Source organism: Bacteroides gallinaceum, assembly GCF_030373775.1.
GTDB classification, from domain to species: Bacteria; Bacteroidota; Bacteroidia; order Bacteroidales; family Bacteroidaceae; genus Phocaeicola; species Phocaeicola excrementipullorum.
The window spans coordinates 322,330-347,029 of record NZ_JAUDEN010000001.1 but is presented as its reverse complement, the minus strand read 5'-3'; the positions used below and the strand labels follow the sequence as shown (position 1 = coordinate 347,029).

The window sequence follows — 24,700 nt, the reverse complement described above, 5'->3', positions numbered from 1 at the left end:
ACTTTAATACATTTATTTATTAGCAGACAAAATGAGAAGATTGTGTCTTTGGCTGGTCTTTTTTGTCATGCTAGGCATTCAGTCAGCTTTTGCCCAGTCGTATGTGGTGAAGGGGAATGTGGTTTCGAAACTGGACAATGAGCCGCTGATTGGAGTGTCTGTCATGCAAAAAGGGACGGCGAATGGTGCGGTTACCGATATGGACGGTAACTATGAGCTGAAAATCCAGGGAGGGGAAGCTACTCTGGTATTCTCTTATATTGGTATGCGGTCGCAGGAATTGCCTGTCAATTCACGGACCGGAGTGTTGAACGTAGCGTTGGAAGACGATTCGCAACTGATGGACGAAGTGGTGGTGGTTGCTTACGGTGTGCGTAAGAAGGGGACGATTGCCGGTTCTGTATCCATGGTGCAGGCGGATAAGATGGAAAACGTGCCTGCGCCGAGCTTTGACCAGGCTTTGCAGGGACAGGCTCCGGGCTTGTCGGTTATTTCAAGTTCCGGTGAACCGAGCAAGGCTGCCGTATTCCAGATCCGTGGTACAAACTCTATCAACTCGGGTACGGCTCCGTTGTTTATTCTGGACGGCGTGCCTATTGAAAGCAGCGATTTCAATACAATCAGTCCGAGCGACATCGAATCGGTTTCTGTGTTGAAAGATGCCTCGTCGACTTCTATTTATGGTGCGCGCGCCTCTAACGGTGTGGTTGTTATTACGACCAAACGCGGCCTGTCGATGGACAAGGCGAAGGTGACGCTTCGTGCGCAGTACGGTTTTTCTCAGTTGGGGAACATTGACTGGAATATGATGGATACCAACGAACGTATCCAGTTTGAAAAGCTGATCGGCATGGATACGGGGCAGGATTATGACTTGCTTGCACGCACCAATGTGAACTGGATGGATGCCATCTTCAAGGACCGGGCACCGCTTCAGAGCTATGAAATCTCAATCAACCGGGCTACAGAGAGAGTGAACTATTATGTGTCGGGAGGCTTTTATGATCAGGACGGTATCGCTCCTGGGTCTTCGTTCCGCCGCTACAATATCCGTGCGAATGCAGAAGTGAAGGCAAGCAACTGGCTGAAAGTCGGAACGAATACGATGGCTGCTTACGAGGAGATCGAGCAGACGGAAGAGGGAAGCCCTGCATTGTCCAGTCCGATTTTTGCCTGCCGCCTGATGCTTCCTTACTGGAATCCGTTCAAGGAGGACGGTTCGCTGGCTTCTACCAATGACGGCACATGGACCGGTACGGGAGTGAATCCGCTGGAATGGATGGCCAACAATCCGGTGATGAACAAGAAATACAAGCTGTTGTCTACGGTTTATGCTGAAATAACTCCGATCCAGAATCTGACTATCCGTTCGCAGTTTGGCGTGGACTATTCGCATTCAACGGGCTCTTCTCAGTCGTTCCCCAGCTATTCGCTGAATAACGGGCAGGGAGCTGCCGGACGCAGTTCGTATGATACCATGAATCTGACAGAAACGACAACGGCCAACTACCGCTGGACTTATAAAGATGACCATGCGTTTAACTTCCTGCTCGGACAGGAAGCGGTGAACTACATGTCGGAAGGTTTCCAGGTGTTTACGGAAGGACAGACCAATGACCTGCTTACCGACCTGTCGTCAGGTACCCGTGGTTCCTCGTGGTCAAATTCTTATACTTCTTATGCTTATCTTTCGTTCTTTGGCCGTGCCGAATACAACTACAAGGACTTGTATTATGCCGATTTCTCTGTCCGTGCGGACGCTTCTTCGCGCTTCGGAAAGAACAACCGCTGGGGAGGTTTCTGGTCAGTCGGTCTGATGTGGAATGCGAAAGGGGAAGAGTTCCTGAAAGATGTGGAATGGCTGACCAATGCGCAGGTTGCGTTGAGTTCGGGTACGACCGGTAACTCGGAGATACCGGATTTCGATCATCTGGCGCTTGTGTCCGGCGGACCGAACTATAATGACGAGGCGGGCATCTATCCGGCACAGAGCAGCAATGAAGATTTGAGCTGGGAAAAGACCTGGTCGACAAATCTGGCTTTCCATCTGGGATTCATCGACCGCATAAATCTGGACGTTGAGCTTTACAATAAGAAAACGACGGATATGCTGATGTATGTTCCTGAATCGTATGCCATCACAGGTGAAGGCTCGCATTGGGAAAACATCGGTGCGATGGTGAACCGAGGCATTGAGGTTAATGTGAATGCGGATGTGCTTCGTGTGGGTGACTTTGCATGGAACCTGAGTGCAAACCTTTCTTATAACAAGAATGAACTGAAGGAGCTTTATAGCGGCGTGGATGAGTATGTAAACTCGACTACGGGGCTCCGCTATGAAGTGGGACGTCCGGTGAACGAGTTTTATCTGAACCGCTATGCGGGTGTGAATCCGGCAAACGGCGAGCAGTTGTGGTATACGAAGGACGGGGAAATAACCAACGAATACCGCGAAGAAGACCGTGTGATGACCGGAAAGAGTTTTGACGCTCCCTGGGCAGGAGGCTTCGGAACGACGCTCTCGTGGAAAGGGCTTTCTTTCTCGGCCCAGTTTACCTGGATGGCCGACCGTTGGGTGCTGAACAATGACCGTTATTTTGAAGAAAACAACGGAAGTTTCTCCAGCTACAACCAGTCGAAGCGTCTGTTGTATGACGGATGGAAGAATCCGGGCGATGTGACAGATATTCCGCATTACGGCGAAATAGCCCAGCTGGACGACCGTTTCCTGGAAAATTCATCGTTCCTGCGTCTGAAGAATGTCACTATTGCCTATTCGTTGCCTCGCCTGTGGTTGCAGAAAAGCAAGTTCTTCACTTCAGCCCGGGTGTATTTGCAGGGGCAGAATCTGTTGACATTTACCGGCTTCACCGGTTTCGACCCGGAATATGCAGGAAACAGATATCTGGGTGTGTATCCTCCTTCACGCCAATACACGATCGGTGTAGAAGTTTCATTCTAATATATAATAAGGTATAAGAGAAAATGATAATCAGAAAATTTAAACTGTATATGGTGTTGGCCGCAGCTTCTCTGGCGTTTTCGTCCTGCCTGGACAAATATCCGGAGAACGCTATTCCCTCGGATGAGGCGGTCAATACGGTAGATGATGTGAATCAGTTGGTTATCGGCATTTATGATTCGTTCACGAGCAGCGCGCTCTACTCCGGTAACCTGACTTTGCTTCCTGACATCCAGACTGATTTGGTGTATGGGGTCAACGGAAACACAAATGTTTATGGGGAAATCTGGCGCTGGAACGATATTTTGTCGACAAATACAGACATTGAAAGTGTATATGGTGCATTGTATGCGGTTATCGGACGCTGCAACTTCTTGCTTGACCATGTGGAGAAAGTAAGGGCCGGAGTAACTGACGATGACGATCTGGACCGTCTGGACCAGTATTGCGGAGAGGCTTATTTCGCCCGTGCGCTGGCTTATTCGGAGCTGGTGAAGCTGTTTTGCAAGGCATATGAAAGCGACGAAGACGCGGCCGGCCAGTTGGGCGTGGTGCTGAACGAGCATTACGACAGCCAGGAGCCGATGGTACGCGCTACGCTGAAAGACTCTTATCAGTTCATCTTGAACGATTTGGACCGTGCGGAAGAACTGCTTCAGCTGGAAGAGGATTTCGATCCTTCTGTAGACGGTGCGCTGTTTGATACGGTGTATTTTAATGAGTATACGGTGTATGCTCTCCGTGCTCGCATAGCTCTTTACATGAAGAAGTGGGATGAAGCGGTCGACTATGCAACTAGAGTCATCGGTGACGGAGAAGGAGGGTCGAAGAACTATTTCCTTTCCAGCTGTACCGAGGCGATTTCTTCTACGCAGAGCTATTTCGACTATATGTGGACCAACGACCATGGAACGGAGGTGATATGGAAAGTGTCGTTCACCTTGAATTCGTATGGAGGGTCGCTGGGAACGGTTTTCTTCAACTATGACCAGACAAGCGTACGTCCCGACTATGTGCCGGCGCAATGGGTGCTTGGCCTGTATGACGCAAACGATTTGCGCGCTTCTTCATACTTTGCCTACTATACAACGGCATACGGACTTTACTGGCCTTTGCTGCAGAAGTATTGGGGAAATACGGAGTTTCAGTCATATAATATCTACGGTCTGTGCATGCCCAAGGTGTTCCGTCTGGCAGAGCAGTATCTGATCCGTGCTGAAGCCTATGCGGAACAGGGAAACTACGCGGAAGCAAGCAACGACCTTTCTACGCTGCGCAGAGCGCGCTATCAGACAGGAGGTGCGGTTTCTGTAAATGCGGACAATTGGCTGGAAATTGTCGAACAGGAGCGTGTGAAGGAACTTTACATGGAAGGTTTCCGCCTGCAGGACTTGAAGCGCTGGCACAAGGGATTCGAGCGTGAACCGCAAGACCAGTCGCTCGAGAACGGAAGCAGCCTGAAAGTGGAGGCGGACGATCCAATGTTCGTATGGCCGATACCTCAGCATGAAATTGAAGCTCCGGGTTCGCAGATTGAACCGAACGAAAGTAACAGATAAGGAGGTGAATTATGAAAAAGATACTTACAGGATTTATGGCGGCTTTTGCCGCAATGACGGTCTTGTCGGGATGTGAGGAGAAGAGGGTTATTTATAGCGGACCCGATTACCTGATGTTTTCCGACACGCTGTACCAGTGTCCGGTGAGGGAAGCGGACGATGATGTGTTCGATGTCCCTGTATCGGCTACCCGGGCTGTTGACTACGACCGTACGCTTGCTGTTGAGATTATTGACAAGGAGAGCAATGCGGTGGAAGGCAAGCATTATGAGCTGTTGTCGAATACGGTGACTATAAAGGCCGGCGAACTTGCTTCCAGTGTGCAGGTGAAGAGTTTCTATGACAATATCGGAGTTTCCGACTCGCTGGGATTCGCCCTGCGTCTTGTGATTCCGGATGAAGACAAGTGGGACTTGTACGGTACGGAGGCCAAGGTGGTGCTTCAGAAGGTATGTCCCTTTGACATCAACAATTTCACGGGCGATTGCGTGGTGACTTCCACCTTCTTCTCCAGCGACAACTGGACGGGTGTAGCCGCTATGCGTCTTATCAAGACGGAGGTGGATCCGGAAGAAGAAAACACCATCATTCTTCATGATCTCTATTATGACGGATATGATGTGAAGCTGAAGTTCAACACGGAAGATGATATGGAACCGCTGGTAGAGATGGAAGAGCAGAAGCTGGCGAGTACGGCCGATGCCTTTATCGGCAACATCCACGGCAACGGGGATCTGATGATAAGCCAGCCCACTGCCTATACATCGTACTTCAGCACATGTGAGGATTTTGTTCTCCAGTATGTCACGCTTAACGTGTATAACGACGACGGATCGCTTTACGGAAGCGTCGGCACTTATGTGAATATTCTGGAATGGATAAGCGAAGGGGAAGCAGAGGATTTGAGGCAGGACGGATATTAAGAGGGGAGAGCGCAAATTTTATTTGATAATTAGGTTATAATGGTTTGCGCTTTAAATAAAGTTGATAGTAAAACAATAAAATAAAACAAGAATAGATTATGAAACATCTCGAATTGAAATCTATTGCAGGTCATTGCAAGAAGGTATTGTATAAGGGGTGCCTGTTCGTAGGATTTCTTGCGGCATGTGGATTGGCATCATGCTCGGACGATGACGAAAGTGCGGCAGCTCCTGTTTTTCCGGAATTGCAAAGTTTTAGCTGTAATATCGGGGAAACGAAGGAATTTACTTTTGAGGCAAATACAAACTGGACATTGGAGTCGTCTGAACTTTGGTGCAAGTTGGTGAGTGGCGAAAACGAAGGTTTTGTGCTTACAGGTTCTGCCGGAACACAGACTGTGACCATTCGTGCTACGGACGAAGGCGCAACCGTAGATGCTGCAAGTGTGGCAAAACTTTGGCTTACAATGGGGATGCAGCGCACGGTTATCGGTGAAGTGACCCGTTCAGCTTTGGGTAGCGAACTGAAAATCTATGATATGGAAGGCAACGAACTGGAAGCTCTTACCGTGGGATATGATGATTTTGAACCCTTTAAAGTGAAAGCGAACTTTCACTTTGCCGTAACCGGAACTCCCAACTGGGTGGAAGTAGAAGGTGGTTCGCTGGTTGGAGTATCTAACCAGGAAGTGGAAGGCGGATTGAGAGTGGTTCAAGACGGAACGGTTGAAAAATATCCGGTGGCCGCAACAGATAACAAGATGATTGTGTTCAGTGCAGAAGACGGAAAGGCTTCTTTCTCATTTCCGCTGGTTTATGCGGGTATGGACCCGATGGATATTGATGTAACAGCTCCTTCTGGCAACAGATATGGTTGGACGGTTTCGATGGACGGAAAGAACTTTGCTCAAGAAGGCGGGCAGGGAACCTCCGGAAGCAGCACTTATACTAACAGAATTCCCTTTACGGTTAAGGTGCTGAACGATGATTATGAGTTTGTTTATTTGGAAGAATGGGAAGATTTTTCCGGCACGAAAAATATTTCTCTGATTGATCCGTCTATGTTGTGGTTGCATTGTGAAGGAGAAAAAGGTGATATCTCTTTGCGTGTTGATGAAAACGAGCCTCAGTATACAGGAGTTCCGGCAGAAGAAAGAACGGGTTATGTCTTGGCTTTCTCGCGTGCGGAATATGAAAGCATAAAAGATAATCTGGAAGCTAATATTGTAGAAAACGGAGATATTAAATATGCTTACCAGCAACGCAATCTGTTGATTCAGATTACCCAGAAAGAACAGGAAACAACTACCGGCGAACAGTTGGTTAACAATGTAACAAGTGGCGACGGTTCTACGGAGATAAATTTTGTAGCATATACAGGAGAAAAGCTTAATCATTATCAATCTACTTATAATGTACAGTCGGTTACCGAAATCAACGAACCTGCAATGACTACGTTGATTACGCTTGCTTTTGAAGTAGGGAGCATTGAAGCGTATGATTTATCTACGGAAGAGCCTATTGAATCAGGAGGTATTGAACCTGCAGGTACTTATATAAGTGTTGATGCTTCTACTCTTGGTAAGAAGGATATCTTCTTTGTTGTAACAGAATGGATGGAAGCCGGAACTCCGAGAAAAGCAATGGTTATTATACATTTGTCGAATGTAGAAGAAGGCGGTAGCGAAGAACCTTCTGAAGGCGTATTCTCTATAAGAAATGCTTCTACGGATTCTTCTGTGGCATGTACGGAATATGCAGGTCCAAGTCTTGACTGGTTTAAGCAGAATTATGGTGTTGAAAGCATCTGGCAGGTAGAAAAACCGTCAACTGGCAGTTTGAATGTTGCGTTGAGTACCTTAGGTAAAACGATTGCTTCATGGGATTGCTATGATTTTGCAACTGAAAGTCCGATATCACTCACTCAAGATGAGATAATGGATGTAAATAGCGATGGTTCTGTCATCAATATATGGATTGGTGGCGCTTTCGTTGAACACGATGTTGTATTCATTGTAATAACGGACAATTCGGGGGTTAAATACGGTTTAATCGTAGGTACTCCGGCTGAGTAATAATATTGTTTCTTAAAACACAAAATTGAGATGAACATATATAAATTATATTCCAAATACTTTTTATCGCTCCTCGTCAGTATGCTGGCGATGGTAGCGGTGACAAGTTGTTCGGACGACGATGAAGAGCTGATGCAAAGCGGTTACGGCTATGTGCAGTTCAAACTCAGCAAGAGTACATCGGCTGAGGCGCAATCTGCCTCACGGACAGTGACGGACAGACTGGAAAGGCTGGCGGATGCAAAGAAGATACAAGTGGTGCTGCTTCATGATGGTACCACTGTATCACAAACTTTGCTTTTGAACAGCTATAATGACACCAATGCGGAATTTGGTGTGCGGAGCGATAAGCTTCAGTTGGTGGCTGGAGTATATAGAGTGGTGGGCTACTACTTGTACGATGGAGTAGATGAACTGCTTTATACAGGCGGCTCTGGTGATAACAGTGAATTTACTGTTGTTAGCGGTGGTTTGCATGTACAGGATCTTTCGGCAAATGCGGCTTCTCAAGGAATGGTGAAGTTTCAATTGGAAAAGGTTCTTAAATCGCGTGCAACGGAAGAGGGATACCTGTTCAGTTCCATCGCTGAAGTGGATGTACAGGTAAAGAATATGTTTACCCGTGAAGTTACGGCTTTTGAAAAGCTGAAAGTTACTTACGAAACCGGATACGAAGAGTCTGTTGGCGTTGATAACCCGGATGACAAATACAAGGAAATAGGTAAGGCGAGCTGTGATTCCGTCGTGTGGCTTCCCGCCGGTACTTATCAGGTAATTTCTTATTCTGCGTATTCGAGAAGTGGCGCTTCTCGCTCAGAACTTGAATCTCAGGTGGTTGTCAATGGCGAGAGCTTCGTGGTGGCTGATAATATGCTGACGGAAGATGCTGTAATTCCTATTCAGTTGTCTGAAACTTCGGAAAATATTAAAGACTATAAGGCTCTGAAAGAGATTTGGGATAAGCTCGGTGGAAAGAACTGGAGCTATTTTGGTCAGGAATATCCCGAAGGAACTAACTGGAACTTCAACAAGGAATTGGATATGTGGGGTGACCAGCCTGGAGTGACATTGGATGATCATGGACGTGTCACTGGATTGGCCTTGTCTAATTTCGGAATAAGTGGTTTTGTTCCGGCGGCTATTGGTCAGCTTACAGAACTTCAGATTCTGTCCTTAGGATCTCATGACGAAAAGGTGGGAGGAGGACTTTTCGGCAAGCAGGGAATTGCTCCGGGTATGAGCGAGGACCGCAAACAGCAGATGCGCCGTCATTATGAAAATATGTTCCTGAAACATGACCTGCGTGCTGATCTCTCCGAAATGCTTCAAGAGTTGATAAATAATGACCCAGCTAAAAAGCAGATACAGAAGAAAGCGCGTCCTACACTGAAAGATACGCAGATCGGTGTCATGACAAGTAATTTGACAGGGGTTTCTAGAGCGGTGATGCGTTTGACAAAACTCCAGCAGCTTTATATTGCAAATGCTCCGATTGTGTGCAATGATGCGGTAGATAACTTTTTTACTTCATGGGAAGAAAACGGTGCAGATTCTGAATATGCAAAAGCGTATTCACAGGAAGAGGCCGAAGGGAAGTTGTCGTGGAGTAATATGACTGATTTGACTGATATTGAGGTCTATAATTGCAAGAATCTGGAAAAGCTTCCTGCTTTCCTTTATGACCTGCCCGAAATACAGTTGCTTAACATTGCTTGTAATACAGGTATCAAGGGGGATCAGTTGAAAGAGGATTGGACAGCACTGGCCAACGATCCAGATACAGGACCCAAGATCCAGATTCTTTATATGGGCTACAACAATCTGGAGGAGTTTCCTGATGGATTGGACAATGCAGGCTCAGATGCGCCGTTGTGTAAAATGAAGAAGTTGGGACTGCTTGACCTTACTGACAATAAGATAAAGACAGTTCATTCTTTTGGTACGGACATCAAGCTGGCTACGCTTTATCTGCAGAACAACCAGATAGAAGAAGTGCCGGCAGAGTTCTGCGGTTTCACCAACGATGTGGAAACGTTCAACTTCTCGAACAATAAGATTACGTATATTCCGAATATCTTTGATGCGTCCTCGCTTTACATCATGGGGTCGATCGACTTCTCGAACAACCGGATCGGAGAGAATGCAAATGATTCTGACAAGGATGGTATCAGAGATGTGGATGAAGCGGATTTCAAGGGAATCAATGCCAATGAACTTTCGTTGGCCAACAACCGGATTGCGAATTTCCCGAAAGAACTTTTCAAGTCAAATTCTCCGATAACCGTGCTGAACATGAGCGGAAACCTGCTCACCAAGATTGACGGTGACGATCTCCGCAGAAGTGAGGCTGGCAAGGAATGGTGCCCGCTTGAAACATTCGACCTGCGTTTCAATAAACTGACTGAAATCTCGGGAGAGAACTTTAATCCTCTGATTCCTTATCTTCAGGGAATTGACTTGAGCTATAACTGCTTCTCGAAGTTCCCCACCAATCCGCTGAACATCGACCGCCTGATGGCGTTTGCAATCCGTCACCAGCGTGATGCACAGGGAGAGCGGTGCTTGAAAGAATGGCCGGAAGGTATCAATGCAGCCGGTTCGTGTCCGAACCTTTATTGGTTTCAGATTGGTTCGAATGACATTCGCCTGGTGGAGGAAGCACCTACCACAAAGATTTACATGCTGGACATCGCTGACAATCCGAATATTACGATTGACTTGACCAATGTATGTTCGGCTATCAGTGCGGGCGCATATTTGCTTTATTATGACAAGACGCAGGACATCCGCGGATGTGACATTTTATTAGAATAAAAATGCAGACAGTTATGAAGTTTTTGAACAACAGTATGATATGGTCATTGATTCTTTGCGCGGGACTTGTGGTTTCGTGCAAGGACGATGACGAACCGGGGATACCGGGAGGTCTTGCGCTTGACAAGACTGAAATAGCGATAGGCCCTGAAGGAGGAACGGAGCGTGTGCAAGTCACTTCTTCTACAAACTGGGTGTCCAGCGTTTCCGCTCCATGGGTAAGCGTTTCTCCTGCCAATGGATTCGGTTCTGTGGCAAGTGTGCTGACTGTGGACTCTACGCTTGAAAACACGGCACGTACGCTGGAAGTGCGCTATACTCCTCAGGGACAACAGCCTCAAACGCTGACTGTTACCCAGTTTGGTTTCGGTAAGCAGATCCTGATTAAGGAGGCTGAAGTGGAACTTGAGAGTTCTGCAAATTATGACGAGCGCGTGGTTGACGTGACCATCCAGACGAATGTGCAGTTCCGTATTGATATGGACAACATTGGCTATTCATTTGAGGAAGGAGATCCGACAGGGGATGACGCTGCCGAAGCTGAAACTCAGCGTACCGGGTGGATTGATTTGGAAAGAAACCAAAGCGAAACGCCGGTGGGTGATGACTTGCTGGATCGTGGAGCACGGCCCCGCACAGTGAAAGTGCGTTTCCGTTGGGAGATGAATACGGTTCCTTATACACGTGTGGCCAAGATTGATCTGCTTCCGTTGGGTCTGGATGGTGATGAAACGCTGGTGGATGCTGACGGCAATCCGATTGATAAGGTGACGCTGACCGTGACTCAGACAGCTGCTCCGAAGATTGAAGATAACCGTGCGGGCGATTCGCTGGCAATCATCATGATTTGCGAGAAGGCTCAGACAATGGTGTCATACAGTTCGGCTGAGAATATGCGCAACTGGGACGGAGTGACCTTGTGGGAGCGCACCGATGAGGTGGATGGCGAACAAGTGCCTTCAGAATGGGTAGGCCGTGTACGTTCGGTAAGCTTTATGGGACCGAATATCCAGGAGGGAGAATCCTTCCCGCGCGAACTCCGCTATCTGAAGTACCTGGAAACACTGAGCATAGCAAGTAATACTAACCGGCAGACACGTGAAATGCACCTTGGCGATGAGCTTCTGGAGCTGAAGCATCTGAAAGAATTGAGCATCAGCTCATACGGTCTGATAGATTTGCCTGAAGACTTTAAGAAGCTTGGCGGTGAGGTTGATGATTCTTATGCCGGACTGGAGGCGCTGACTTTGAGCAGTAATAACTTCGAAAACTTGTCGGATTTTACAGGAATCATTACGAAGGAGAACTTCCCGAAACTGGAGTATCTTGACTTGTCAGGCTGCCGCCGTACGGATGCCTTGTCTGATCTGAGCACGATCTCTGGATTCGAATATAATGGTACTCCCATCGGTCTGCGTTCAAATATCTCGACAGATTCTAATGAAAAGCAGGCTCTTATTGATCTTCTTACATGGGAAAAGTTGAGATACTTGAGCCTTTCTTACGGCTTCATGCAGGGTTCGCTTCCTACGGATGAGGAGATGGTGGCAGCTTTGCAGGCAGCTGGCCAGAAGCCGTATTACGATGCGGATGATTTCTTTGCCGGGAAAAACCCTGCACGTGATGACTGGTGGAATAAAGTTTCGAAAGATACTTGCCAGTGGCTTCTCTCCGAGAAGGAAGTTTCGATTACGTTGAACGGCGAAGAGATAACGGCAAAAGGTACAGAGATTCCTCGCGTGCTTCCTTTCAACCGTGCGTTCTCCATTAACCTGAATTTCCTGACCGGACCGTTGCCCAAGTGGTTGCTTTTCCATCCTTATTTGGCAGAGTGGAATCCGGGGCAGATGATTTTCAACCAGCAGGAAAAGGGGAAGACTTCGGATGGTGTGACCGTCGGTTTTGACGGAGTAGGGCAGTCGCCGTATGATTTTGACTATACCTATTATTATGGCAATAAACAGCCGGCTGCTACTACGGAAAAACCGGGTGATTGTGATCCAAGTATAGACCCCGGTTATTCGGACCGAGATCCTGGCGTTGCTTATCCGCTTTATTACTATCGTTACGTGAATGCAGCCGGAGCAAATGATCCGGACTACCATGGTGCGGGAGGCAATCAGTAACCTTTTGAAAGTTTCCCGAGTGGAACTTATTGAACCAATGGCTTGAACATTTAATAGGCTCTTTGCAAGACCTCCCTTTCGGGGAGGCTTGTGAAGGCAGAGAGTCGGAGGTTTGGGAGTTTAATATATTAACAGACAGAATAAATAAATGAAGAAAAAATATTTATATACAGCCTTGTTTGCATTGACCTTGTCGGCATGTGCTGATGAAGACATTGTAGAACAGCCTTCCGTTCCTCAGGGCGAAACGGAAGTGAAGCTTCCGGCAGACGCAACTGACGGCGAACTGCTGATCAAGTTTTCTCCGGAGATGACGGACATTCTTGACCAGACGTTCAGCCGCGCTTCAAGAAGTGGAGGGATGAGCCGTTCGGGAATTCCGTCTACAGACGAGGTTCTTGATATTTTGGGAGCATATTCCTTCGAGCGCATTTTTCCTGTAGACGAAAAGAATGAAGCGCGCACACGTGAAGCGGGCCTTCATCTGTGGTATCGTGTGAAGTTTGATGAGAACACAGACTTGCAAGAGGCGGTAGAGCGTCTTCGCCAGTTGGGTGAGGTGTCGAAGATTCAGGCGAACAGCCACATCAAGCGTGCATACAATACGAAACGTACTTATGTGAGTGAATCTGCACTGCAGCGTAAAAGCATGAGCCGCTCGGGAGATGATTCCGCTCCTTTTACGGATCCGGGACTTGCTCATCAGTGGGGATTCCATAATACCGGCAGTTATGATTTTACGGGCAATGCACTGAATGCTGCCGCGGTTGCGGGATGCGATGTGAACTGCTATGAAGCATGGAAATTGTGTAAGGGAGATCCTTCTATCATTGTCGCCGTGCTTGACGAGGGTGTAATGAATACGCACGAGGACTTGCGGGACAATATTTGGGTGAATGAAGGCGAAGAGGAATATGCCGGAAGGGATGCCGACGGCAACGGCTATAAGGATGACAAGTATGGCTATAATTTCGTCACGAATTCAGGTGTCATTACCTGGTCGGATGCCAGTGATACAGGACACGGTACGCATGTAGCCGGAACAATCGCTGCTGCAAACAACAACGGAATCGGTGTCTGTGGTATTGCAGGCGGCGACGGAACTGCCGGAACGGGCGTGAAGATTATGTCGTGTCAGGTTTTCTCCGGACAAAGCGGTGTGACTTTGGACCAGGAGGCTAAAGCCATCAAATATGCAGCGGACAACGGTGCGGTAATCCTTCAGTGCAGCTGGGGGTATAATTCGGGTGCATCGAACGCGGTGTTGGGCTATACACCCGGTCCGTCTACGGAAGAAGAATGGGAGAGCCTTTATCCGCTGGAGAAGGAAGCATTGGATTATTTTATCAACAACGCCGGTTCGCCGAACGGAGTGATTGACGGCGGTATTGCCATATTTGCTTCGGGCAATGAGTATGCTGCTCTTCCGGGATTTCCGGGGGCGTACTCCAGATGCGTGAGCGTGTCTGCGGTTGCAGCAGACTATACGCCTTCTTGTTTCTCGAACTATGGTGAAGGTGTGGCTATAGCCGCTCCGGGCGGTGATCTTGAGTATTACGGCACACCGGGTGAAACGGAAGATGAGTACTGGACATCGGATGAGTCACAGGCCGGTGAAGGAACGGGAACGACGACAAAGACGCTCGGCTCGATTCTTTCTACACTGATCAGAAACGGACAGCAGGCCTATGGTTATATGGAGGGTACTTCAATGGCTTGTCCGCACGTGTCGGGAGTTGCTGCTCTGGGCTTGTCGTATGCCAAGCAGCTGCGCCGCCACTTTACGGCTGAAGAGTTCGTTGATTTGCTGAAGAACACGACGGATAAGTCGCTTTATAATGGATATCAGGACGGTGTTAAACTGTATTACGATGGCCATACTTACCCGGGAGCTTCTGTTACAAGAATGGAGCTTGGAAACTATATTGGTAAGATGGGAACCGGACTGGTTGATGCTGGGGCATTACTGAGCAGCATTGCGGGTGCGGGTTCGGAGATGAAGTTGCCTAATGTGTATGTAGGGACAGGTGCATCTTATGCCATTGACCTTGCTTCTTACTTTGTTAACGGTGAAAACCTGACTTACGAAGCTGCTTCATCTGATGAGGCGACGGCTGCTGTTGCTGTAAACGGAACCGTAATGACAGTTACGGGCGTGAAAGCAGGTATGGCGCAGATTACTGTTCAAGTAAGCGGAGAAGCCTCGCAGACCATTGTTGTTACCGTACGTGACAAGGCGAACGATAACGGGTGGATGTAATTTAAATCTTTTGAGTTTTGAGAACAAAGCTTTATCTGATATTGCTGTTAGCCGTTTGTGCGGTTGGAGGACTGAAGGCGCAAGGCCGGAAAGTCCCCTTCCGTTCGCGTGCGCAGATGGATTCGCTGCTCAATCCGCCTTTGATGAAGAATGCGGAAGCCGTTCTCCGTTTTGACAGTGTAGTACGGCATGTCGGAACACTTACGGAAGACGATGATCCGGTGACATGCCGGTTTGTATGTACAAATGTCAGCGGCAGTCCGGTTGAACTGGTGCGGGTGAGAACAACTTGCGGCTGTATGGTTTCAGAATTTCAGCCTGGAGTGATAGCTCCGGGGGAAAAGCGTGAGATATTGCTTACCTATCATCCCAAGAATCATCCGGGTACGGTAGATTCTAACGCTTTTGTCTACCTGTCCGGATCGGAGAATGTTCCGGTTGCACGGCTGACATTGGTTGGCAATGTACTTCCGGGTGCAGATGAGTGGGCGAGGTTTCCTTTTTTCATGGGCAAGCTTCGGTTGAAGCGGAAGTCTGTAGAGGTCGTCTTTGGCTCTGCAGAAAAGTCGGTGGAGCGCATCTTGTGTGGAAACAGCGGCGAGGTGCCGTTACGGCTGTCTGCTCTGATGATTCCGAAGTATGCCAAATTCCGTACCGAGCCTGAGGTGATTTATCCGGGCAGCGAGGGCGACATTGTGATAACTGTGGAAAAAGCTTTGGTTCCCCGGACTAAGGGTAAGACGTTCACTTTCCCTGTTGTTGTGGACGGAGTGGAGGGGAGACCTTCCGACCGCACGATAACTGTAAAAATTAATGTACCGAATAATAATGAAAAATAAAAACAGGAAATGAAGAATATTTTTAAACTGATGGCCATGCTGGCTTTGGTTTGCTGCCTTTCATCTTGCAGTGACGATGACGAGCCTGTAGTTCCGACATTGGACGTTACTCCGGCAAACTTGAACGGTACGTGGCAGCTTGCCGAATGGAACGGGCAGCCGCTTGCCGAAGGGCTTTACTGTTACATTACCTTCAACCGCCGTGAACAGACTTTCGAAATGTATCAGAAATTCGACAGTATGTATGCGCGCTATATCACTGGAAGTTTTGACATAGAAGAGGATCCTTACCTCGGCTCTGTCATCAGCGGTGAGTACGACTATTGGATGGGTGACTGGAACAGCGAATACATTGTAACAGATTTGCTGGAATCAGGTTCTATGATATGGACTGCAAAAGATAATGAATCGGATGTAACCAAATATGTGCGTTGCGACAAGGTTCCTGATGAAGTTGTAGCGGAGGCACGCGTTATCGGAGAAGCAGAGTAGAATCCGATTTTGAACCTTGTGAAAGGTTGAAACATCATAAAAACATCTCTCTAACTGGATTGCGGCGGATAGCTTTAAAGGCTTTTCCGCCGCTTTTCTCATTACAAGGCTGTCGAGATGAAAAAGGCAGATTTCTTCATGGCACCGTTTGAAATGCGGATAGATTTCGGTTTGGAAATTTGAACAGAACCGATAAAAGATGCATTTGTTCGAATGCTTACGGAAAAAGGAAGATTCAATGAAAAAATAAATGAAGATTCAGGAGTAAGGCCTTAGTGTTTCAACGTGGACACACAGGCACAGGGCCGCGTCGGTCTGTATATTCTGTGGCCCCATGTCTGTGTGTATCTGATTTCCTGATTCAGGGAACACCCTATTGAAGTAACCTCTTAAAACTGGTAGTTCTGCTCCACCCAGTCGATGAAGGCCTTGTTCACCAGCTTCACGCCGCCTGGAGTGGGGTAGTCGCCGCTGAAGTACCAGTCGCCCGGATGGTGGGGGCAGGCCTCATGCAGTCCTTCCAGTGTCTGGTATACGATCTGCACTTTTGCCTGTGTGCCCGCGGGAGTAAGCAGTTCCACAATTTTTGCCGATATTTCCTCGTCGGTGAACGGTGCATAGATTTCCTTCACGTAGTTGGCCATCTTCTCTTTCGGAAGTTCCGTCTGGGCCTTCGACTTGCGGTAGGCATATTCAATCACATGCTGCATTCCGCGGTCTTCGAGCAAGGCGATGGCGGCCTTGAACGCGATGAACTGCTCCATGCTTGCCATGTCGATGCCGTAATAGTCGGGGTAGCGCACCTGGGGCGATGACGATACGATGACGATTTTCTTCGGATGCAGCCGGTCCAGTATGCCGATGATGCTCTGTTTCAGAGTCGTGCCGCGCACGATGCTGTCGTCTATGATTACCAGGCTGTCTTGGTAGGGAGTGAGGCTTCCGTAAGTGATGTCATATACGTGTGCAGCCAGGTCGTTGCGCGTGTTCCCTTCGGCGATGAACGTGCGCAGCTTGATGTCTTTGATGGCCACCTTCTCGCTCCGGATGCGCCTGGAGAGAATCTGCTTCAGCTCCTCGTGCGTAGGTTTGTGTCCCAGAGCCTCGATGCGTTCCGCCTTCAGTTTGTTCAGGTAGTTGTCGAAGCCTTCCAGCATTCCGTAGAAGGCCACTTCGGCTGTATTCGGAATGAACGAGAACACAGTGTGGTCGATGTCGCCTCCCAGAGCTTTCAGAATCGGGCCGACCAGCCGCTCGCCCAACTTTTTCCGCTCTTTGTAGATGTCTATGTCGCTTCCGCGGCTGAAATAGATGCGTTCAAACGAGCAGGGCTTCACGTTTTTGGGCCGGTTGATCTGCGCCAGGCGCATTTCGCCTTTCTTGTTGACCAGGATTGCCTGTCCCGGAAGCAGTTCGCGGATGCTGTCTGCCTGTACGTTGAGTACGGTCTGGATAACCGGCCGTTCCGATGCGAGCACCATGATTTCGTCGTCCATATACCAGAATGCCGGGCGGATTCCCCACGGGTCGCGCACGGCAAACGATTCGCCGCTTCCCGTCAGTCCGCAGATTACATAGCCTCCGTCCCATTGGGGAGAGGATGTTTTCAGCACGTTGGTCAGGTCGATGCGGTTTTCGATGGCATGGGTGATGTCCATCCCTTGCAGTCCCTCTTCCTTGCATATATTGTACAGACGCTCTACTTCGCGGTCCAGCCGGTGTCCCACTTGCTCGAGCATGATGTACGTGTCGGCATATTTTCTCGGGTGCTGTCCTGCCGCCGTGATGTCGGCAAAGATTTCGTCCACATTGGTGAGGTTGAAGTTTCCGCAGAGCGCCAGGTTCTTAGCCCTCCAGTTGTTGCGCCGCAAGAACGGATGCACATACGAGATGCCGCTCTTTCCTGTAGTAGAGTATCGCAGGTGTCCCATGTAGAGTTCGCCTGCAAAGGGGAGGCACTTCTTTGCGTATTCCGCATCGTGGAGCTGTTCTGCGGTGAGGTCCTTGAAGTGGCTGTGTACGGTGCCGAATATTTCGGTGATCGCTCCGGCTCCCAGCGCCCTTTCGCGGAACATGTATTCTTCGCCCGGATCTGCCTGAAGTTTCACGCAGGCCAGTCCTGCCGCTTCTTGTCCCCGGTTATGCTGTTTTTCCATCAGCAGATAGAGCTTGTTCAGCCCGTACATCCATGTGCCGTATTTTTCCTGATAATATTCGAGCGGCTTGAGCAGGCGGATCAGAGCCACCCCGCATTCGTGTTTCAGTATTTCCATAATAAGTTTCTAATCGTAATTGATTTAGGTCGATGTCTGCAGCCGGTCTGTTCGTGCGACGGATGCAGGCATCGTGGTTAAAAAAACATGTTTGGATGCGGAGGAGCAAAAGGCTTTGTGCCCTTGTTTTTCCGTATCCGGATATTTTTCGGATACAAAATAAGGGACAATTCTTTATATAAGTTGAAAGCGGCACTGCAAATTTCTTTTGTTGCTTGCTGATTTTAGTGGATTGTAAGTAAAACTTGTAAAAATAATATCAGTTTGTTGATTTATGCACGTTTGTTTTTATAAATCGAAACATTCTTTGTGCGTCGATGAATTTTCTGTTATAAAAAAGTCGTTAATGGTTGTCATATTGAAAGTTGATTTCCTATTTTTGTGCCTAAACAGAATGGAAAACAATCAATAGATATTAAAAAGAAAGAGAAGTCTATGGAAAAAGATGTTTTTATCACGAAGGATGATAGTGTGGGCGAGCAGTGCCGGCCGCAATGTGCCGGACTTTACAGTCCACAAAACGAGCATGATGCCTGCGGAGTGGGGATGATTGTAAATATTCACGGCAACAAGTCGCACGAGCTGGTCGATTCGGCCTTGAAGGTTTTGGAAAACATGAAGCACCGTGGAGCGGAGGGTGCCGACAACAAGACCGGTGACGGTGCCGGCATCATGGTGCAGATTCCTCATGAATTCATTTTGCTGCAGGGCATTCCGGTTCCGGAAAAAGGGAAATACGGTACGGGACTGGTGTTCCTCCCGAAGGACGAAAAGGAGCAGGCACGGATTCTCAGTGTCATGATTGAGGAAATCGAACGTGAAGGCCTGTCGCTTATGCATCTCCGTTCGGTCCCGGTGAATTCTTCCGTTTTAGGGAAAAGCGCTCTGGAAACTGAACCCGACATCAAGCAGATTTTCATTACGGGAGTGACCGATGCGAGCAATATCGAGCGCACGCTGTACGTTATCCGCAAAAAGATTGAGCGCCGGGTGCATCACAAGGATTTCTATATCGTGTCGCTTTCGAGCAAGAACATCATCTATAAAGGCATGCTTTCGTCGGTTCAGGTGCGCGAGTATTTTCTGGACCTTACGCAGCCTTATTTTACCAGCGGACTGGCTATCGTGCATTCTCGGTTCAGCACCAACACGTTTCCTACGTGGAGTCTGGCGCAGCCTTTCCGTCTGCTGGCTCATAACGGCGAAATCAATACCATCCGCGGCAACCGGGGATGGATGGAAGCGCGGGAAAGCGTGCTTTCCACTCCTCTTCTGGGCGACGTGAAGGACATCCGTCCGATTATCCAGCCGGGTATGAGCGACAGTGCCTCGCTCGACAATGTGCTGGAGTTCTTTGTCATGTCGGGCCTGAGCCTGCCTCATGCGATGGCGATGCTGGTGCCGGAATCGTTCAATGACAAGAACCCGATCAGCGAAGATCTGAAAGCTTTTTATGAATACCATTCCATTCTGATGGAGCCGTGGGACGGACCTGCCGCTCTCTTGTTCAGCGACGGACGGTATGCAGGCGGTATGCTCGACCGTAACGGTCTGCGTCCGGCACGCTATCTCATTACCAAGAACGACATGATGGTCGTGGCGAGTGAAGCGGGCGTCATCAGTTTCGAGCCGGAAACCATCAAGGAAAAGGGGCGGCTTCAGCCCGGAAAAATCCTGCTTGTCGATACGCAGGAGGGACGCATCTATTATGACGGCGAACTGAAGGAGCAGCTTGCTTCGGAAAGACCTTACCGCCAGTGGCTCTCTGCCAACCGTATCGAACTGGATGCGTTGCGGAGCGGGCGCAAGGTGGCGAATACGGTGGACGAATACAGCCGCCGCCTGCGTGCGTTCGGCTTTACGCGCGAGGACATCGAGCGCACCGTCATGCCGATGTGTACGAACGGTTCGGAGCCTACGGCTTCTATGGGCAACGACACGCCGCTGGCTGTGCTTTCGGAAATGCCCCAGATTCTGTTCAACTATTTCCGCCAGCAGTTTGCGCAGGTTACGAATCCCCCCATTGATCCGATCCGCGAAGAACTGGTGATGTCGCTGACCGAATACATCGGAGCGGTAGGAACCAACATTCTCCTTCCGAACGAGAGCCATTGCAAGATGGTGCGTCTGCCGCATCCCATTCTGAACAACACGCAACTGGACATTCTCTGCAACATCCGCTATAAGGGATTCAAGGCGGTGAAGCTCCCCATGCTTTTTGATGTGTCAAAGGGAACGGCCGGTCTGCGCGAGGCTTTGGACGAATTGTGCAAAAAAGCGGAAGAGTCGGTTACGGATGGTGTCAACTACATTGTGCTGTCCGACCGCGGCATTGACGCGGAACATGCCGCCATTCCTTCCTTGCTCGCCGTGAGTGCCGTACACCATCATCTGATATCGGTTCAGAAGCGGGTGCAGACGGCGCTGGTGGTAGAGAGCGGAGAAATCCGTGAAGTGATGCACGCGGCTTTGCTCCTCGGTTATGGTGCTAGTGCCATCAATCCGTATATGGTGTTTGCCATTCTTGACGATCTGGTGAAGAAAGGCGATGTGCAGATGAATTATGAAACGGCCGAAAAGAATTATATCAAGGCGGTCTGCAAGGGACTTTATAAGGTGATGAGCAAGATGGGCATCAGTACCATCCGTTCGTATCGCGGCGCGAAGATTTTCGAGGCGGTAGGCTTGAGTGAAGAGCTGCTGAAGGCTTATTTCGGGACAGAAATGTCGTCTGTCGGCGGCATCCGGCTCGAAGAAATAGCTGAAGACTACACGGCTTTGCATGATGCAGGTTTCAAGGCGGACGAGGTTGGCGACTTGCTTCCTCATGTCGGACTGTTCTCTTACCGGAAAGATGGGGAGAAACATGCGTGGAATCCTGAAAGTATCAGCAAGCTCCAACTGGCTACCCGGCTGGGAAGCTATGCAAAGTTCAAGGAATATACCAGGTGGGTGGACGGCAAGGAGAATCCCATTTTCCTTCGCGACTTCTTTGAGTTCAAGCGCAACCCGATTTCAATCGACGAAGTGGAGCCGGTGGAAAGCATCGTGAAGCATTTTGTTACAGGAGCCATGTCGTTCGGTGCCATCAGCAAGGAGGCGCACGAAGCGTTGGCGCTGGCCATGAACAAGCTGGGCACCCGGAGCAATACCGGAGAGGGAGGCGAGGATTCCGACCGTTTTCATGAAACGTTTGACGGCATCTCGCTGTGCAGCAAGACCAAGCAGGTGGCATCGGGACGCTTCGGGGTGACAGCCGAATATCTCGTGAATGCCGAAGAAATACAGATCAAGGTGGCGCAGGGAGCCAAGCCGGGCGAAGGAGGTCAGTTGCCCGGGTTCAAGGTGGATGAGATCATTGCCAAGACACGCCATTCCATTCCTGGAATCTCGCTGATTTCTCCTCCTCCCCACCACGACATTTATTCGATTGAGGACCTTGCCCAGTTGATTTTCGACCTGAAGAATGTCAATCCGAAGGCGAAGATCAGCGTGAAGCTGGTGGCAGAGAGCGGCGTTGGCACGATTGCTGCCGGAGTAGCCAAGGCGAAAGCCGATCTGATTGTGATTTCGGGAGCCGAGGGCGGTACAGGCGCTTCGCCGGCTTCATCGATGCGCTATGCGGGCATACCGCCTGAAATCGGTCTGAGCGAAACCCAGCAGACGCTGGTGCTCAACGGGCTGCGCGGCCAGATCCGCCTGCAGACCGACGGTCAGCTGAAGACCGGACGCGACATCATCAGCATGGCATTGCTTGGAGCGGAGGAGTTCGGCTTCGGAACCACTGTGCTGATTGTGCTCGGATGCGTGATGATGCGCAAGTGCCATGCCAATACATGTCCGGTGGGTGTGGCCACGCAGGACGCGCGTCTGCGCGAGCATTTCCGCGGCCATTACCAGTATGTGGTCAATTATTTCCGCTTTATGGCTCAGGAAGTGCGCGAATACCTGGCGGAAATGGGATTTACCCGTCTGGAGGATATTGTAGGTCGCACGGATCTGATTGAGCTGAAGCCGATGAAGCCCGGAAACAAATGTGCCCTGCTTGATTTCAGCCGGCTGCTGCATAAGGTAGACAACGGGGCCGCTCTCTGCAATGTGACCGCACAGAAGCACGACATCGACTGCGTGAAGGACGTGTCCATGCTGGCGGCTGCAAAGGATGCGCTTGAAAGCGGAAAGGAAGTGTCGCTGGAATACACCATCGGAAATACAGACCGCTCGGTAGGAGCGATGCTTTCGGGGGCGGTTGCGGCCCGGTATGGCGAAGCAGGGCTTCCGGAACAGACCATATCAGTCAAGTTCAAAGGCTCGGCAGGACAGAGTTTCGGAGCGTTCCTGGCTCATGGAATCAGCTTCAAGCTTGAAGGCGAGGCAAACGACTATCTGGGCAAGGGCTTGAGTGGCGGACACATCTCTGTGCATCCGCCGGTAAGGAGCAATTTTGATGCGGAGAAGAACGTGATTGCGGGGAATACCCTTCTGTACGGAGCTACCGGCGGAGAAGTGTATATCAACGGACGTGCAGGCGAGCGTTTTGCTGTGCGCAACTCTGGCGCGATAGCTGTCGTGGAAGGAGTGGGCGACCATTGCTGCGAGTACATGACGGGCGGACGTGTGGTTGTCCTGGGTGAAACCGGGCGCAATTTTGCTGCGGGCATGAGCGGCGGTGTGGCCTATGTGTGGGACAAGAACCGTAATTTCGATTATTTCTGCAACATGGAGATGGTTGAGCTTTCGCTGCTCGAAGACTCTACGGCACGGAAGGAGCTGCATGAACTTGTCCGCCAGCATTACCTGTACACCGGTTCCCGGCTTGCGCGCACGATGCTCGACAACTGGAGCCGGTATGTCGAGGAGTTCATTCAGGTGACTCCGATCGAGTACAAGAAGGTGCTCGCCGAGGAGCAGATGCGCAAGCTGCAGCAAAAGATAGCCGAAGTGCAACGCGATTATTAACAGAGTTACTAAACGAATCAAAAACAGATATGAGATATGGGAAATCCTAAAGCATTCTTGAGTGTTCCGCGGCAGGAAGCCGGCTATCGTCCGGTGCATGAGCGTATCGCCGACTTCAGCGAGGTGGAACAGACATTGAATACAAGCGACCGGAAACTTCAGGCTTCGAGGTGCATGGATTGCGGCGTGCCTTTCTGCCATTGGGCCTGTCCGCTGGGCAACCGTCCGCCGGAGTTTCAGGATGCCATGTATAAGGGAAAATGGGAAACAGCCTACAAGATATTGAGCCGCACGAATGATTTTCCCGAGTTTACGGGCCGCATCTGTCCGGCGTTGTGTGAAAAGAGTTGTGTGCTGAAACTGACCATGGACGCTCCTGTTACAATCCGTGAGGATGAAGCGGCGGTGGTGGAAGCGGCTTTCCGCGAAGGCTATATTCGCCCGCGCCGGTATGAACGGAACGGGAAGAAGGTGGCTGTCATCGGTTCGGGACCGGCGGGACTGGCTGCGGCGAACCAGCTGAACAGACGCGGCTATGAGGTGACGGTGTTCGAGAAACTGGAATATGTGGGCGGCCTTCTCCGTTTCGGCATTCCGAACTTCAAGCTGAGCAAGTCGGTCATCGACCGCAGAATCGCCGTGATGGAAGCGGAAGGGATTGTGTTCAAGGTGAACGCTGACATTGATGTGACCAGGCTTCCCGAAGGTTTCAGCGCATATTGTATCTGCACGGGAACGCCGCAGGCCCGCGATCTGGATATTCCGGGGCGTGAGCTGAAAGGCATTCATTTTGCCATGGAGATGCTTGCACAGCAGAACCGGGTGCTTGCGGGACAGACTTTTGCGAAGGAAGAGCGCATCACTGCGAAGGGAAAACACGTGCTGGTTATCGGAGGAGGTGATACGGGAAGCGACTGCATCGGAACCAGCAACCGCCAGCAGGCTTTGAGCGTCACTCAGATTGAAATCATGCCGAAGCCTCCGATGGGCTGCAATCCTGCCACTCCATGGCCGCAATGGCCTTTGGTGCTGAAGACCAGCAGCAGCCATGAGGAAGGCTGCGAGCGGAGATGGTGCCTGTCTTCTACCCGTTTTATCGGAAAGAACGGCCGTGTATGCGGCGTGGAGGTGGAAGAGGTAGAATGGATTCCTTCGCCCGACGGAGGTCGCCCTGTCATGAAGCCTACCGGGAAGAAAGAGATTCTGAAGGCTGACCTTGTGCTGCTGGCCATGGGATTCCTGAAACCCCGGCATCCCGAATTTCCCGAAAACGTGTTCGTGGCGGGGGATGCCGCTACGGGAGCGAGCCTTGTGGTGCGCTGCATCGCAGGAGGAAGACAGGCTGCGGCAGACATCGATGCCTACCTCTCGGCCAAATAAGAAAGAAGAACCTGAAATTATCAACCTTTAATTGTTCG

The 24,700-nt window shown here is 49.9% G+C and carries 12 protein-coding genes; 11 read left to right on the top strand and 1 reads right to left on the bottom strand.

Annotation, left to right across the window (positions count from 1 at the left end; translation table 11 throughout):
• The first annotated feature begins 31 nt into the window (after window positions 1–31).
• From QUW60_RS01320 to QUW60_RS01280, 9 genes are all read left to right on the top strand, one after another.
• Window positions 32–2,962, top strand: a complete 2,931-nt coding sequence (locus tag QUW60_RS01320) for a SusC/RagA family TonB-linked outer membrane protein (RefSeq protein WP_289558170.1) — start codon at window positions 32–34, stop codon at window positions 2,960–2,962.
• Between the two features lie 26 nt (window positions 2,963–2,988).
• Entirely contained in the window at window positions 2,989–4,521 is a 1,533-nt protein-coding gene (locus tag QUW60_RS01315; protein WP_289558182.1) for a RagB/SusD family nutrient uptake outer membrane protein, read from the top strand.
• A gap of 11 nt (window positions 4,522–4,532) precedes the next feature.
• Window positions 4,533–5,444 (top strand): DUF4984 domain-containing protein, encoded by a 912-nt coding sequence (locus QUW60_RS01310; protein ID WP_289558169.1) that lies wholly within the window; start codon window positions 4,533–4,535, stop codon window positions 5,442–5,444.
• 98 nt (window positions 5,445–5,542) lie between these two features.
• Window positions 5,543–7,519, top strand: a complete 1,977-nt coding sequence (locus QUW60_RS01305; RefSeq protein WP_289558168.1) for a DUF8476 domain-containing protein — start codon at window positions 5,543–5,545, stop codon at window positions 7,517–7,519.
• A gap of 30 nt (window positions 7,520–7,549) precedes the next feature.
• Window positions 7,550–10,333 (top strand): DUF4458 domain-containing protein, encoded by a 2,784-nt coding sequence (locus tag QUW60_RS01300; protein ID WP_289558167.1) that lies wholly within the window; start codon window positions 7,550–7,552, stop codon window positions 10,331–10,333.
• Between the two features lie 14 nt (window positions 10,334–10,347).
• Window positions 10,348–12,459: a hypothetical protein gene (locus QUW60_RS01295; protein ID WP_289558166.1), complete on the top strand. Its 2,112-nt coding sequence runs from the start codon at window positions 10,348–10,350 to the stop codon at window positions 12,457–12,459.
• Between the two features lie 148 nt (window positions 12,460–12,607).
• Window positions 12,608–14,719 carry a S8 family peptidase gene (locus QUW60_RS01290; protein WP_289558165.1) on the top strand — a complete coding sequence of 704 codons (2,112 nt, stop codon included), beginning with the start codon at window positions 12,608–12,610 and terminating at the stop codon, window positions 14,717–14,719.
• 17 nt (window positions 14,720–14,736) lie between these two features.
• Entirely contained in the window at window positions 14,737–15,558 is an 822-nt protein-coding gene (locus tag QUW60_RS01285; protein WP_289558164.1) for a DUF1573 domain-containing protein, read from the top strand.
• Window positions 15,559–15,567: 9 nt separating this feature from the next.
• Window positions 15,568–16,050: a lipocalin-like domain-containing protein gene (locus tag QUW60_RS01280; protein WP_258336970.1), complete on the top strand. Its 483-nt coding sequence runs from the start codon at window positions 15,568–15,570 to the stop codon at window positions 16,048–16,050.
• 389 nt (window positions 16,051–16,439) lie between these two features.
• Here the strand turns inward: QUW60_RS01280 and QUW60_RS01275 are convergent, their stop codons facing one another.
• Window positions 16,440–18,323 carry an amidophosphoribosyltransferase gene (locus tag QUW60_RS01275; RefSeq protein ID WP_289558163.1) on the bottom strand — a complete coding sequence of 628 codons (1,884 nt, stop codon included), beginning with the start codon at window positions 18,321–18,323 and terminating at the stop codon, window positions 16,440–16,442.
• 435 nt (window positions 18,324–18,758) lie between these two features.
• On the opposite strand from QUW60_RS01275, the gene gltB reads away from it, so the two are divergent.
• A complete protein-coding gene (gene gltB / locus QUW60_RS01270) occupies window positions 18,759–23,282 on the top strand; it encodes a glutamate synthase large subunit (protein WP_289558162.1) in 4,524 nt (1,507 codons plus the stop codon).
• Window positions 23,283–23,318: 36 nt separating this feature from the next.
• On the top strand, window positions 23,319–24,662 hold the full coding sequence (locus QUW60_RS01265) for a glutamate synthase subunit beta (RefSeq protein WP_289558161.1): 1,344 nt from the start codon (window positions 23,319–23,321) through the stop codon (window positions 24,660–24,662).
• Window positions 24,663–24,700 lie beyond the last annotated feature (38 nt).

What these genes read in the sequence shown, in the direction of transcription:
- QUW60_RS01280 (WP_258336970.1), top strand. Translation starts at nt 15,568, where the DNA reads ATGAAGAATATTTTTAAACTGATGGCCATGCTGGCTTTGGTTTGCTGC.
- QUW60_RS01300 (WP_289558167.1), top strand. Translation starts at nt 7,550, where the DNA reads ATGAACATATATAAATTATATTCCAAATACTTTTTATCGCTCCTCGTC.
- QUW60_RS01305 (WP_289558168.1), top strand. Translation starts at nt 5,543, where the DNA reads ATGAAACATCTCGAATTGAAATCTATTGCAGGTCATTGCAAGAAGGTA.
- QUW60_RS01310 (WP_289558169.1), top strand. Translation starts at nt 4,533, where the DNA reads ATGAAAAAGATACTTACAGGATTTATGGCGGCTTTTGCCGCAATGACG.
- QUW60_RS01290 (WP_289558165.1), top strand. Translation starts at nt 12,608, where the DNA reads ATGAAGAAAAAATATTTATATACAGCCTTGTTTGCATTGACCTTGTCG.
- QUW60_RS01265 (WP_289558161.1), top strand. Translation starts at nt 23,319, where the DNA reads ATGGGAAATCCTAAAGCATTCTTGAGTGTTCCGCGGCAGGAAGCCGGC.
- QUW60_RS01275 (WP_289558163.1), bottom strand. Translation starts at nt 18,323, where the DNA reads ATGGAAATACTGAAACACGAATGCGGGGTGGCTCTGATCCGCCTGCTC.
- QUW60_RS01295 (WP_289558166.1), top strand. Translation starts at nt 10,348, where the DNA reads ATGAAGTTTTTGAACAACAGTATGATATGGTCATTGATTCTTTGCGCG.
- QUW60_RS01320 (WP_289558170.1), top strand. Translation starts at nt 32, where the DNA reads ATGAGAAGATTGTGTCTTTGGCTGGTCTTTTTTGTCATGCTAGGCATT.
- gltB (WP_289558162.1), top strand. Translation starts at nt 18,759, where the DNA reads ATGGAAAAAGATGTTTTTATCACGAAGGATGATAGTGTGGGCGAGCAG.